Origin of the sequence: Massilia varians (assembly GCF_027923905.1) — a bacterium.
Taxonomy (GTDB): domain Bacteria; phylum Pseudomonadota; class Gammaproteobacteria; order Burkholderiales; family Burkholderiaceae_D; genus Telluria; species Telluria varians_B.
The window spans coordinates 3,055,360-3,068,627 of the sequence record NZ_AP026966.1 but is presented as its reverse complement, the minus strand read 5'-3'; the positions used below and the strand labels follow the sequence as shown (position 1 = coordinate 3,068,627).

Annotated in this window: 11 protein-coding genes and 2 pseudogenes; 4 read left to right on the top strand and 9 right to left on the bottom strand. The window is 57.6% G+C overall.

Annotation, left to right across the window (positions count from 1 at the left end):
* Nucleotides 1–25: 25 nt before the first annotated feature.
* The 7 genes and pseudogenes from MasN3_RS13870 to MasN3_RS13840 form a co-directional block, all read right to left on the bottom strand.
* The gene (locus MasN3_RS13870; RefSeq protein WP_281907821.1) at nt 26–1,318 is read right to left on the bottom strand and encodes a hypothetical protein; all 1,293 of its coding nucleotides are present in this window, start codon (nt 1,316–1,318) and stop codon (nt 26–28) included.
* 466 nt (nt 1,319–1,784) lie between these two features.
* Nucleotides 1,785–2,570: an IS21-like element helper ATPase IstB gene (gene istB / locus MasN3_RS13865; RefSeq protein WP_281907820.1), complete on the bottom strand. Its 786-nt coding sequence runs from the start codon at nt 2,568–2,570 to the stop codon at nt 1,785–1,787.
* Nucleotides 2,567–3,646 (bottom strand): IS21 family transposase, encoded by a 1,080-nt coding sequence (gene istA, locus MasN3_RS13860; RefSeq protein WP_281907819.1) that lies wholly within the window; start codon nt 3,644–3,646, stop codon nt 2,567–2,569. Before istA ends, istB begins: the two co-directional genes overlap by 4 nt.
* A gap of 911 nt (nt 3,647–4,557) precedes the next feature.
* Nucleotides 4,558–5,193: pseudogene (locus MasN3_RS13855) on the bottom strand (cation transporter); the annotation flags it as partial.
* Nucleotides 5,144–6,148 (bottom strand): IS481-like element ISKpn27 family transposase, encoded by a 1,005-nt coding sequence (locus MasN3_RS13850; protein WP_281907815.1) that lies wholly within the window; start codon nt 6,146–6,148, stop codon nt 5,144–5,146. The pseudogene MasN3_RS13855 and the gene MasN3_RS13850, both read right to left, overlap by 50 nt.
* Nucleotides 6,145–6,705, bottom strand: coding sequence for a heavy-metal-associated domain-containing protein (locus MasN3_RS13845; RefSeq protein WP_281907812.1), 561 nt, complete (start codon nt 6,703–6,705; stop codon nt 6,145–6,147). The genes MasN3_RS13850 and MasN3_RS13845 overlap by 4 nt, the downstream gene beginning before the upstream one ends.
* A 100-nt stretch (nt 6,706–6,805) precedes the next feature.
* Entirely contained in the window at nt 6,806–7,219 is a 414-nt protein-coding gene (locus tag MasN3_RS13840; RefSeq protein WP_281907810.1) for a MerR family transcriptional regulator, read from the bottom strand.
* Between the two features lie 185 nt (nt 7,220–7,404).
* Here MasN3_RS13840 and lpdA point away from each other — a divergent pair, with 185 nt between their 5' ends.
* The 4 genes from lpdA to MasN3_RS13820 all read left to right on the top strand — a co-directional run bounded on the left by lpdA (nt 7,405) and on the right by MasN3_RS13820 (nt 10,531).
* On the top strand, nt 7,405–8,841 hold the full coding sequence (gene lpdA, locus MasN3_RS13835; protein WP_281907809.1) for a dihydrolipoyl dehydrogenase: 1,437 nt from the start codon (nt 7,405–7,407) through the stop codon (nt 8,839–8,841).
* A gap of 24 nt (nt 8,842–8,865) precedes the next feature.
* Complete coding sequence (gene lspA, locus MasN3_RS13830; RefSeq protein ID WP_281907807.1) at nt 8,866–9,369, top strand: signal peptidase II; 504 nt, start codon at nt 8,866–8,868, stop codon at nt 9,367–9,369.
* Between the two features lie 202 nt (nt 9,370–9,571).
* A complete protein-coding gene (locus MasN3_RS13825; protein ID WP_281907806.1) occupies nt 9,572–9,892 on the top strand; it encodes a hypothetical protein in 321 nt (106 codons plus the stop codon).
* 276 nt (nt 9,893–10,168) lie between these two features.
* Nucleotides 10,169–10,531, top strand: a complete 363-nt coding sequence (locus MasN3_RS13820) for a CzcE family metal-binding protein (protein WP_281907805.1) — start codon at nt 10,169–10,171, stop codon at nt 10,529–10,531.
* A 189-nt stretch (nt 10,532–10,720) separates the two neighbouring features.
* On the opposite strand, the gene MasN3_RS13815 is transcribed toward MasN3_RS13820, so the two are convergent.
* Nucleotides 10,721–11,692: an arsenic resistance protein gene (locus MasN3_RS13815; protein ID WP_281907803.1), complete on the bottom strand. Its 972-nt coding sequence runs from the start codon at nt 11,690–11,692 to the stop codon at nt 10,721–10,723.
* A 455-nt stretch (nt 11,693–12,147) separates the two neighbouring features.
* Nucleotides 12,148–13,122, bottom strand: a pseudogene (locus MasN3_RS13810) (IS481-like element ISKpn27 family transposase); the annotation flags it as partial.
* Nucleotides 13,123–13,268 lie beyond the last annotated feature (146 nt).

Genomic DNA, 13,268 nt, shown 5'->3' with positions numbered 1-13,268 from the left:
TTGCAAATTGAGATTTCATCCATCGTTACGGTACTTCCATATCGCCGAGCCATTTCACGTTGGTTGCCGTCACAAGCGGGCTTGTCATCCATGGTAGCTGGTCGAAAACAAGCGTGACCGTTAGTCTGAGGTTTTCCAGGAAGCTCCGACAGGCTGACTCACTAACCTGTGCCATTTGAGCAGAGGTCGACATCGTTCGGTCAACAGGAGCACCGGCCTCGTTCGCATGCACGAACGAATTTCGTAGAACCCTGATCTGCTCCATCGACACGAACTCAGGTCGTTTGCCGCCAATGGTATTAAAGGTAGTCCCATGGGCGATGGCTAGTTCGCGGGCTGCGTAGTTTATGCGCCCGAGCGCGCTGCTTGATTGACTCCCCGAGGGATACTGGCTAGTGGCTTCGAAAGCGAGTTTGTTAGCGACGGCTTCCAGGCAGCTAGCGATCGCAATTACGCAGTAGACACCATGCATGTACTGACGCTCGGGGTCTTGGGCTGCAGTCGCGCGCTTGAGCGAGTGGAATTCATATAAAGCCTTCTCATAGTGAAGCAGTGCGAAGGCCGTTTCAATTTTCGGCTCACGTTGTTCCGTATGGACAAGCCGGCCGTATCTGGTCAGCTTCATCGGTTTATAGCTGTATTTCGGTCCATTCTGTGGTTCGCGAGCGTGATGTGTCTCCGAAAACGATAGCGCCTCAAGATTCTGTTCAAAAATATCGTCCAAGAGCCGGGCGAGGAGCGCTTGATCAACTGTTAAGCCAGGGCTGAAGCGAGCAACGTGGAATTCCTGAGCAAGACGTCCAAGCTTGTCAAAGTCGAAGTCTGGGCAGAAAGGTTGGCTCCTTTTTCCGTCATCGACGGTCGTTAGTTCGCCAATTTTGCGTTGGAATATCTTTCCAGGCTCGACGGCAATGTAGTGCGTGGCAAGGGCAGCAAATGGATGCGTACCGATCTGAAGTAACCCATTTCCACGGAACACCCAGTGTGCTTGAGGGTTCGCCTCACCCTCTACGAACGTATCGGCTGTTAGCGAAGACGACGCGACGGTTCCCGGTCCGACTAGGCCCGCAATCAGTCGAGTACTCAAGTCGCGACCGCTGATATTTTGAAACAGGTAGCCTGCCGAGAAGACAGTGAATGATTCGATTGATGCGATTTTTGCCCGCAATGCATTCTTGTCCACAGCCAGATAGGGGCGGCTATTTGTGATGACCCAAACCTCGCGATACCGCTGCAAGACATGCTCCGCAAGCAACTCTTCATGCTGGTTACTGAATCGAAGTGGTGAGCCGTTGAGAGACAGATATTCCGAATTCAAGTTAGGTCCTATTTGTTTGTGTGCATAACAAGCGCACTTTAGCGGATTGTTGTGAATGCGGCAATTTATGGCAGGCGATAGCTGCGGTCGGCGGCTCTAAGTCTGGTAACGGTCAATCGCGAATGTCAGCAAATGAAAGCAGAGTGCGGAAGATTCAGTGTACGGGACAGTTGGTTTACTAGCCATCAGCTTGTTGCGCCGAGGTTTCTCGGCAAAGCCTAACTCGAAGAAGAGATTGTCACCCTGTGCATTAGGGCTTCTTTATAGGGCCCACTATGCTGTTCGCTGGCGTAACTCGGAAAAGAAATGGATCGGGCGTAGAAAAACATCCGCTGCTAAATCGTGCAATGGTAAACGACTTTGAAGAAAGCATCGCAGCTGTCAACGGCGATTGAAAACTGATACAGATATCGTCGTGCCAGCGATTTAAAACTGATACACCGCCGTCGCCGAACACGGTCCGTGTTCAGCCCATTTCTGCAACATCATTCCCCCTCATCATCCCGGCCTGTCGCTGGTGCTTCAGCCGGTAGCTTTCGCCGGCAATCGGCACGATGTGCGCATGGTGCAGTAGCCTATCGAGCAGGGCCGCGGTCAGCGTCGTATCCTGCGCAAAGGTCGTGTCCCATTGCCCAAACGGCAGGTTGCTGGTCACGATCAGGCTGCTGCGTTCGTACAGGGCCGCGATCACTTGGAAGAACAGGTTCGCCTGCTCCCGGTTCATCGGCAAGTAGCCGATCTCGTCGATGATCAAGAGCCGGTATGCTTTGATCGCGCGATGCATCACCGCTTTCAAATTGTTCTGGGTATGCGCCGTCGTCAACGCCAGCATCAGGTCGGCCGCCGTGGTGAAGCGCGTCTTGATGCCGGCCTGGGTGGCCTTGTAACCGAGTGCCATCGCCAGGTGCGTCTTGCCCACGCCGCTGGGGCCGACCAGCACCACGTTCTCATGTCGCTCAACGAAGCCCAGGCCAGCCAGCTCCTCGACCTGACTGCGTTTCACGCCTTTGGCGAAGTCATAGTTAAACTCGTCCAGCGTCTTCACCGCTGGGAATCCTGCCAGTCGGGTCATCGTGCTTTGCTTGCGCACGTTGCGCCCGGCGACTTCCTCCCTCAGCAGGCCCTCCAGGAAGTCGCTGTAGGCCATTTCCTGCTTCGCTGCCTTCTGCGTTGCAGCGCCGTAGCCCTGGGCCACGAACGGCAGGTTCAGGCTCTCGCACAACGCCGCGATACGCTCGTGCTGCAGGTTCATGCCGCCACTCCTTCCGTTACCCGTACCAGCAGCGCGTCATACACCTGCAACGGATGCTGTACTGGAGATGGCTGGGCGATCCGCTCCACCACTGCCGCCGGCCGCGGCACCGTAGGTGCTGCGGCGGTCGGTTGCGGCCTGGCTGCCGCGATGTCCGCACGCCACGGTGCCGGCAGCGCTTGCAGATGCTCCACTTCCCGCTTCAATGCTTCAGCTGGTGGCTCGCCAGTCGTACCGTGGATGCGCGCATTGGCCACCTCGCGCAGCCAGTGGGCCACTTCCACATTGGCCGTTACGACGTCGAGCTTCTGGCCGCTTTGCGCCAGCCGGCTCGCCAGCGGCACATAGAACGAGCGGCGCAGGTAGCCATTGAAGCGTTCGACTTTTCCCTTGGTCTTGGCCCGGTACGGCTGGCACAGCTTGATCACGAAACCGCTATGCCTGGCAAAGTCCAGGAAGCCGGCGTGGAAGCGGTGCTCGCCTTCGCCGTACGCATCGCGCTCCAGCACCACTGTTTTCATGTTGTCGTACAGGACCCGCCGCGTCACGCCCCCAAACGCCGCAAAAGCGCGCTCATGGCAGGCGATCAGGGTTTCCACCTTCATGTTGCTGACGAACTCCACGTAGCTGGCCCGGCTAAAACCGAGCGTCGCGCAGAACGCATGTAACGGCGCGCTGCCTTTGCGGAATTCAACCCAGTCCACCTGCAGCTGCTCGCCCATCGCCGTCTCGAAGCGCACCACCGGGTCGGCCGGAGGCGCCGGGCGCAAGGTGCGCACGAAGGCGCGCAACTGGCTCATGCCGCCCTCGTAGCCGCGCGCGGCGATCTCGCGGTACAGCACGGTGGCCGGTATCACGTCGGGCTGAGCAGCTTGCTGCCGATCCTTCAGGTACTGCTCGAATTGCGCCAGCTTCGTCTTGCGCTTCACTTTGCGTTCGTACTTCGGCACAGCCTCCAGGGCCAGATGCCGGCGCACCGTGTTCACTGCGCAGCCTACCTCGGCGGCGATCTGCCGAAGGCTTAACCCATGCTTCTTCAGGAGTTGGATTTCCACGTACACCTCTTTGGATTTCAAGGCCGCTCCGCAAAGCGGCCATCTTCTCAAAATGGTGTATCAGTTTTCAATCGCTGCCTGTATCAGTTTACAACCGCTGCTGACAGCAGCACTGCACATGTGCTGACAGCAGGTGCCCTGAGGCACCTTGAAGAAGCGGGCGTAAAGATCTCTATAACGGGGAGTCAGATATACCGAAGCTCGCAAGCGGATGAGCGAGCGCTAAATGAAACGGACACCTGTCGGCGGTTCAGATTTTGTATCGTAACGCGTTGACCACCAGAGACATGGCTGCTAACGACTGCAGGCGACTTGGATAATACAGGTAATAGCCGGGAAAAGTAGGCCACCACTCTTCGAGCAAGGGCAGGAGCAGTCCTGTCGCGATGTGTTTCGCAGCCAACCCGAACCGGTCCTTTGTGATAACAAAGCGGGGCGGATTGGAGCAACTGAGCCACAACGTACCAAGTTGGACATTTCGTTCTGGCCGAACTCGGTCTTACAGTAGACCAGTGTACGTCTTATGCTTGAATTAATACAACTTTCAGTTGACCGAAGGAAGGATGGCCGCGATGATGAACGGTGTTGAGTCCCTTGCTTGTTAGCTTAGCCGAGAAGTTCCGGCTGATGCTTAGGCCCGCGTCTGACATTATGGGAATTATGTCACTGGTTCGAAGCGAGACCTGCTTGTTTGGTAACGCCTGAAAACTGTGCTTTATGGCCGCGGACGTGCTTTCCAGGCGTAATCACTCAGTACTGCACAGTAGGCTCAATGTTTGGCAGTTCTAAATCCGGCAGTGGCAATCGTCCCAGCCCATGCCTCATCGTACTAGTGCAGCTACCATGAGCAGATGATGTAGCGGAAGAAGTTCTTTCTGCGGACTGCCGCGCCGTCCGCTGTGAAGGCAAGGGGCAGGCGATCGGCAGCGTCGTCACTTCAGCTTGAGAATCCGACGCGCGCCAGTAAGAACGATCACGGCGATGACAGTGCCAACGATCAGATCGGGATAAGGCGAACCGGTCCAGGTGACAAGCGCCCCGGCCGCGATCACACCGAGGTTTGCGATGACGTCGTTCGCAGAGAAGAGATAGCTTGCCTTCATATGGGCTCCGCGATCGCGCTTCTTGGCGATCATCACCAGGCAAGCAACGTTCGCAACGAGGGCCACTGCGCCGACACCCATCATCAACGCCGACTCGGGTTCGCTGCCGAAGAAGGCGCGGCGAACCACTTCACTTAGGGCACCCAGGGCCAATACGAGCTGCAACCATCCAGCCACGTGGGCTGCACGGGCCTTCAGCGCAGCCGCACGGCCAACCGCATACAAGGCCAGGCCGTAGACGGCAGCATCGGCGAACATGTCCAGCGAATCAGCCACTAACCCAGCTGATTCGGCAATCAATCCCCACACCAGCTCGACCACGAACATCGCGGCATTGATCGCGAGCAGCAGTCGTAGCGTCTTCGCCTCCGATGCGTCACCGGCCTTGTCGGTACCAGGGGCCGCTTGAGACAAGTCAGGACGGGATCGAATCAGATGGGTACCTGTCAAGACCCGGCTGGTTATACACGCGCTTCCTGAACAATTCAGGGCGTTTTTCATGCCATTCCTTGAGCGCCTGAACGGGTGTTTTGTGTTGGAGCGCGCGTTGCGGAATGCTGTGGTTGTAGATCTTGACGTAATTGCGCAGCGTCGATTCCAGTTCGGCAGCTGAACCAAAACGGGTCTGGTTGACGATGTCGCTGATACGACCGTTGAAGCGCTCCACCATGCCGTTGGTCTGCGGATGACGAGGCGGGATGAGCCGGTGTTCGATGCCGAGCTGCTTGCACAGGCGGTCGAACACGTGTGTGCCGCTGGGTTCCTTCTTCTTGCCGCCAGCCGTGAAGCGGTCGGTGAACTGGCTGCCGTTGTCGGTCAGAAGCTTGACGATCTTGACGGGACAGGCTTGCTGGACTTTGTTGAGGAAGTCGCCACTGCTGCCATCGGTCTGGTCGGCATAGAGCTCGATGAAGACCCAGCGCGTAGCACGGTCGATGGCAACGAAGAGATAGCGCCTTGCCGTCTCGTCGGGCATCTGCGGCAGGTACTTGATGTCGATGTGCACAAAGCCCGGCTCGTAGTCCTTGAAGGTCTTTTTCGTGGCGGGCGCAGTGCCTTCCTGCTCGACCAGGTTACGTAGATCCGAGACACCGTGGCGGCGCAGGCAACGTCCCAGGCCGGCACGCGAGACGGCTGGATTGATGAACTCGCGCGTGACCGCCAGCAGGTCGTCCGTGGGCAGCAGCAACGTCTTGCGCAGCTCCACCACGATGAGCTCCTGCTCGGGCGTGAGCGTCGTGTACATCTTGTTCGGCGCATGCGACTTGTCTTCAGGAGACTCGCGGTTTTGCCACTTTCGGATGGTTTGGCGGGTGACGTTGTACATCCTGGCCAGTTCGGCCTGCGGGAGCGTCGAGTTCCTGATTTCCTCACGGATCAGGTGGGTAGTACGGGCTTGGCTGTGCAGTGCCTGGGTCATCGAGTTGCCAGTGAAGAGTCGGATTGGAACAGTGTACGCAAAACGTGTCTGGCCTTGAAGAGCGGCCAGCTACGCATGGGTACATGATCCCACGAGTCCAGACAGGTACCCAGGTTTAGCGGGGCGAGCTTGGCCAAGATGGGATTGACGTCTGCCGTGTGCGAGACGTGGAGCTGCCGCCGGGAGAGATCGAAGTTGAGCGATTGGATGCCATCGACATCAGCGAGTGCCATGCGGATCATGTTTTCCTCGGAAGGGCAGTCCATCTTCGGAATTCCAAGTGTGCTAATCGTACGTCGGCCGGCTAGCTTGGCCGGGCGCGATCCGCGCAGTTCGACGCCGAGTCGCAAGGGTTGCAGCACGTCGAAAAGGGCATCTGCGTTCCCATGGTGTAGCACAGTGACAGTGCGGGTATGAAGGTCGAAGGCGATGTGATCGACGTCGTTGACTTTGCCCAAAGCCATCCTGATCAGGTTTTCCTCGGACGGGCAGTCCATTTTGGAAACGAACAGTTCGGTTTCAAGGCGGGTTGCCGCCGTGGTTTGATCTTGTGTCATGACAATGAACCTATGGCGACTGGTTATCGGAGGATAAACCTTCAATCAGCTTCAAGGTCAAGTGTATTCAGGGCCTGCGATCGGCGCCAGGCTGAGTGAGCTACCCGGCTTCTCCCGGCGGCGTGAGGGCATCGATGATCCGGCAATCGGCAAATCGACCGCCCCGGCATGAAACCAGTAGACGGGAAAGGTGTTTTTTCAATAAGTTGAGGTCTCTGATCTTTTGCTCGACCTCGGCAAGGTGTTGTTCTGTCAGCGCTGTCACGGCGCAGCAGTCGCCGTCTCGCTGGTCGGAGAAGGCCAACAGGCTTCGAACCTGGTCGACCGTGAACCCGATCTCCCGTGCACGGCGAACAAAGCTCAGGCGGGCTACATCCTCGCTCCCATAAAGCCGGTAGTTGCTGCCGGAGCGGGATGGGGAGTCGAGCAACCCAATTTTCTCGTAATAGCGAATCGTCGCTGGGGGCATCTGCGCCGCAGCGGACAGCTGTCCTATAGTAAATGTGCGTGACATGTGCTTGACATTAAAGTGGCTTCAAGGTTTATAAAGCTCATTTATTAATCCGTCAAGCAAATCCAGTCATGCGCATCAAGATGAACGCTTCCGTCGCCACAGCCCTTCCAAGGGAGAACCTGGCGTAGGGAATTTGAACAATCCGGTAGAGTGAACGGAACGACTCGGACATTGGAAGGAATCACATGAAAGCGCAATACGACCTGGTCATCGTTGGCGCGGGTTCAGGCGGTTACATCGCCGCAATCCGCGCCGGACAACTCGGCTTGTCCGTGGCCTGCATCGAATCGAATCCTTACGCCGCACCCGACGGCCAGGCGCGCCCTGGAGGAACCTGTCTGAACGTGGGATGCATCCCATCCAAGGCATTGCTTGCGTCGAGCCACCTGTACGAACAGGTCCTGCACCACACTGCCGAGCACGGTATCACCACCGGCGGCGCGGCAATCGACATCGACAAGATGATCGACCGGAAGGACGGGGTGGTCTCTAAGATGGCCAAGGGGATCGAATACCTATTCAAGAAGAACAAGGTCGACTTTATCAAGGCGCGGGCGCGCTTCGTCGGGATGCAGGACGGGGTGTATTCCCTGGAGGTCTCGGGCCAGGATTCCGTGCAGCAGATCAGCGCGCGTAACGTGATTATCGCCACCGGGTCGAAGCCGCGCCAGCTGCCGGGCACCCGGATCGACAATTCGATCATCTGCGACAACGCCGGAGCGCTCGATTTCCGCGAGGTGCCGAAACGCCTGTGTGTGGTTGGTGCCGGCGTGATCGGTCTCGAGCTGGGATCAGTGTGGCGGCGCCTGGGTGCGGATGTCACCCTGCTCGACGCCATGCCGGACTTCCTGCCGGGCTGCGACAGCGCCGTGTCCAGGGAAATGCTCAAGCTGATGTCTGGCCAGGCGCTGAAATTCGACCTTGGCGTGGCCATCGACAGCATCGCACTCAGCGGCGGTGGGGCGCAAATTTCGTATCGCGACCGTGCCGGCGCCGCCAAGGAGCTCGCTTGCGACAAGGTGATCGTAGCGATCGGGCGCGTGCCGAATACGGATGGCTTGGGAATCGAGGCAATTGGCCTGGAGCTTGACCAGCGCGGCTACGTGCCGGTCGATGAACACTGCCGGACGACATTGCCGAACCTGTTTGCCATCGGTGACGTCGTGCGCGGGCCAATGCTTGCGCACAAGGCTGGGGAAGAGGGAATCATGGTCGCCGAGATCGTCGCAGGGCAATCCGGGCACGTGAATTACGCCGCCATCCCCTTCATCATCTATACGAGTCCGGAAGCCGCGTGGGTTGGCAAGACGGAGCAGGAATTGGCCCGCGAAGGACGCGCATTCAAATCGGGACAGTTCCCTTTCTCGGCCAATGGACGCGCACTCGGCCACGGCGACACCCAAGGGTTTGTCAAGGTCCTGGCCGATGCGGAGTCGGACCTTGTGCTGGGCGTGCATATCGTCAGCTCGCTCGCGTCGGAAATGATCGGTGAAGCGGCAATGGCGCTCGAGTTTTCGGCGTCTTCGGAGGACATCGCCCGGATCTGCCACGCGCACCCGACATTGTATGAAGCAGTCAGGGAAGCGTCGCTCGCTGTCGACAAGCGTGCGCTGAACATCTGACCGTCAACTGTTTAGGAACAGATAGTGGCCAAACCCTTTTCACCGCTCGCCGCCGTATCGGTCGCCGGGCTGATCGCCCTTGCCGACCTGGTCACCAAGGCCGCGATCGTCCAACTTCTGGCCTACGGCCAGCAGATCGACTTGTTCCCCTTGCTGAACATCGTCCATGCTATCAACCAGGGAGCGGCGTTCGGTCTTCTGGCCACGGCTGGCGGATGGCAACGCTACCTTTTCATCGTTGTAGCCGTACTCGCGTCGATCCTGATCGTCCGGATGATCCGGAAACCGGAAACAGGCTCCGCGGAAAGGATCGCTCTGGCCATGATCCTCGGCGGAGCGGTTGGCAATCTCGTTGACCGAACTGCGCGGATGGGCGTCGTTGACTGGATCGATGTGCATGTAGGAGCGCATCACTGGCCAGCTTTCAACATCGCCGATATCGGGATCACGGTCGGCGCCGCGGTCATCGTGTTGCACACGCTGTTCGGTGACCGCGCAGCGCCTTCGGTATCCGACAAGACCCGGTAGTCATCGCCCCCCCTGGGCGCGCACTGCCGCCGGAAGCATGGCCAGTTGCGCGGGGCGGTCTGAACAGGGCGACGATCCGGCCCCCACAGAACAAAGATAATCAGATCTACAACAATTCGAGACCCATGTTTTTGCCCGGCGGGCGTTGTAAAATTTGCAATACTCCAGTGTTCTCTTCCGTAACCGAGCAGTCAACGACTCCATGAAGCGCCTGTTTCTGATCATATTGCTCGCGCTTTTGCCCTTACAGACTGGCTGGGCGGCAGGATGGTGCGTGATTTCCGACGAAGCGTCGGCCACCGCAGCGGTATCCGATGTAACCGGCGCTGAAAATCCAATAGAAGTGCTGTTCGATGCTGGCTGCAGCGCGACTTGTGTATCGGCATGCGACTTGCAGCCGCTCGGCAGCGGTGCTTCCTTGATCGAATGGTCAGGGCAGTCGCGCTCCTGCCCCGCCAGCCGTAGTCAACTAAATTACCAGTCTCCAGTACTGGACGGCCCGATTCGGCCGAAATGGCGCTGATCATCGAAGCCGGCAACTTCCGTCTGCGCCTGATGGCTAATCGTGCACAAGCACTGCACGACTCCATCCGTCTCTACAAATCAAGCAGCGGCATCTGACCAAGCCGATGCGCAGTTGTGCGAGTCACGGGCGTGGACCGTGCCGTAGCAATTTGCGCTTCCCGGCAATTCAGATGCATCGCGTGCATACGTGGCTTACTGACGACCACGGCGGTCAATAATCGGCCACGTCGAGAGTCAGTGTGCTTGAAAATCAAACGCTCAACAGGAAAATTCAATGAAAACTCACATCAACTTCGTATCCGCAGTACTTCTCGCGTGCATGTTCGTTCCACTCGACTCGCGGGCCAATGAGGGGGACATACCCGCGAGGAGCGCTGCAGAAGCGAAGACTGGTCGAGCAGCACCGTTCGGATACGCCGCCAATGCAGCGCCTGACCGCGTTATCACAATAGTGGCAGGCAAGACCAGATCGATTCACGTCACGCGACTCGAGACTGTCCGTATCGTGGATGGCTCAAGAAGCGTTACCTGGACGTTCGATACGCTCGGCGTAGCGCCGATCCCGTTGGCGAACATCCTTGCTGACGCATCGAAGGTAATGATTTATGTTGAGGAAAATCCGATGTATGCTAACTAATCTCAACTATTGGTGATCATATAAGATCGCCATCTTCCGTTCGATGCCGCTCGCGGCATCGAACCGCATTGAAAGTTTGCCATTCGTGCGTTCGCGACCTTGCCACGGCCCCGAAAATCTATGTGTAAATGCTGTGAAATATGATCAGCGTTGAAGCTATAAATTTCCTGGTTTGGCGGCAAGCCTTTTCTAGCGCGAGTCCGATCGTCCCTTGATCAAAGCAGGGATTGCACGAATATAAACCAGTTCGCTGCCCAGTTCGATCAGGGTTTGTGTGATCACAGCCGCCGCCGCAATTCCACGCAAATCGTCGGGTAACGCGAGCGCGAGCGGCAGCACTACCAGAGAATTGCGCGTCGACGCGCTGAAGGTCACGGCGCGAGCCGCTGCTACCGGCAGTTTGAACATGCGCGACGCGAAGGCTCCCACCAGTGGGGCAAGCACCAGGAAGCCAATATAAACCGGAATGACCGGCGCCAATTGCTCGATTTCCCTGATGATCGCCCCGATCTGCGAACCGATGACGACGACCAGCACTGCGGCCATGGCGGGAACCGGGAGCCAGGCCCATCCGGTATTCCATTTCTCGACGATGGACGATCGCTTCGCCAGCCCGGCAGTAGCCACTGCAAGCAACAGCGGAGCCACGATCAGCAGCAGGAATGCGTCGACAAACGGCGCGACAGCGATGACGACCCCGGATTCTCCGCCAGTCATTACGCCAAGGTAGATGGGCAGAAGGAGCAGCTGAAGCAGAAGCAGGATTGGCGTAGCGGCCAGGGTCAGGCGCGAGTCGCCTTTCCCGAGATGAGTGAATACGACGACGTAGTCAATACATGGCGTCAGCAGGACCAGAAGTGCGCCGATGAGCAGCGCAGGATGATCGCTCAGTCCACGCGTCAGGCCCCATACCAGAAGTGGTATCAGCACAAAATTGGCGACCAAAACTGCAGATATGAACGCTCTATTACCCAAGCCCTGCCTTAGCTCGAGAAAGGGAATCTGCAGAAACATCGCATACATCAGGACCGCAATGGCAGGTGTCACCAAAAGGTCAAGCTTGGTCGCAGCGTCAGGCGCAAGGATCCCCCCGAGCACGGCCAAGGCGGCGCTGGCAACATAGACTGGAATCTGATTCCGTTCCAGGCTTTCGCGGTTCAAGCTGTTTACCTCTTGGCGATAACGTGACGATTACAAGCGTACAGACTCGCGCCGTAAACGGCAACACCCCCACGTTATTGAGGCCGGTGCCGATCACAGCGTTGAGGATGCCCCAGTGCCGCCTACGACGCAGGCCAGGCACTGCCCTGGAATGATCAGTAGAACTTTTCATAGAATGTTGTGATTGCGTTCGTTTGCAGCATCCAGGCCTGATTCGTCAGAACTATGTTATTACCACCTTTATAAATTCTACGCAAAATATTCAGCAAACCCTCCCCGTTCTCCCGGAATGGTCACCTGTCTTCTCGTTTGGAATGTTTCAGCACCTGCACGACTTTCGGCAACGCTCCATTTTCACATGAGCGCGGAGATATCTCGACCTTATCGTGAAGGTGAACCTCAATTGAATCAGGTACCAATACGCTTATATGTTTGTATGATCGGAGATAATAGTTGTCAAGACCCGGCTGGTTATACACGCGCTTCCTGAACAATTCAGGGCGTTTTTCATGCCATTCCTTGAGCGCCTGAACGGGTGTTTTGTGTTGGAGCGCGCGTTGCGGAATGCTGTGGTTGTAGATCTTGACGTAATTGCGCAGCGTCGATTCCAGTTCGGCAGCTGAACCAAAACGGGTCTGGTTGACGATGTCGCTGATACGACCGTTGAAGCGCTCCACCATGCCGTTGGTCTGCGGATGACGAGGCGGGATGAGCCGGTGTTCGATGCCGAGCTGCTTGCACAGGCGGTCGAACACGTGTGTGCCGCTGGGTTCCTTCTTCTTGCCGCCAGCCGTGAAGCGGTCGGTGAACTGGCTGCCGTTGTCGGTCAGAAGCTTGACGATCTTGACGGGACAGGCTTGCTGGACTTTGTTGAGGAAGTCGCCACTGCTGCCATCGGTCTGGTCGGCATAGAGCTCGATGAAGACCCAGCGCGTAGCACGGTCGATGGCAACGAAGAGATAGCGCCTTGCCGTCTCGTCGGGCATCTGCGGCAGGTACTTGATGTCGATGTGCACAAAGCCCGGCTCGTAGTCCTTGAAGGTCTTTTTCGTGGCGGGCGCAGTGCCTTCCTGCTCGACCAGGTTACGTAGATCCGAGACACCGTGGCGGCGCAGGCAACGTCCCAGGCCGGCACGCGAGACGGCTGGATTGATGAACTCGCGCGTGACCGCCAGCAGGTCGTCCGTGGGCAGCAGCAACGTCTTGCGCAGCTCCACCACGATGAGCTCCTGCTCGGGCGTGAGCGTCGTGTACATCTTGTTCGGCGCATGCGACTTGTCTTCAGGAGACTCGCGGTTTTGCCACTTTCGGATGGTTTGGCGGGTGACGTTGTACATCCTGGCCAGTTCGGCCTGCGGGAGCGTCGAGTTCCTGATTTCCTCACGGATCAGGTGGGTAGTACGGGCTTGGCTGTGCAGTGCCTGGGTCATCGAGTTGCCAGTGAAGAGTCGGATTGGAACAGTGTACGCAAAACGTGTCTGGCCTTGAAGAGCGGCCAGCTACGCATGGGTACATGATCCCACGAGTCCAGACAAATAGTACCTAAATAAGGCGTATCGATGGCTAGCAATATCTA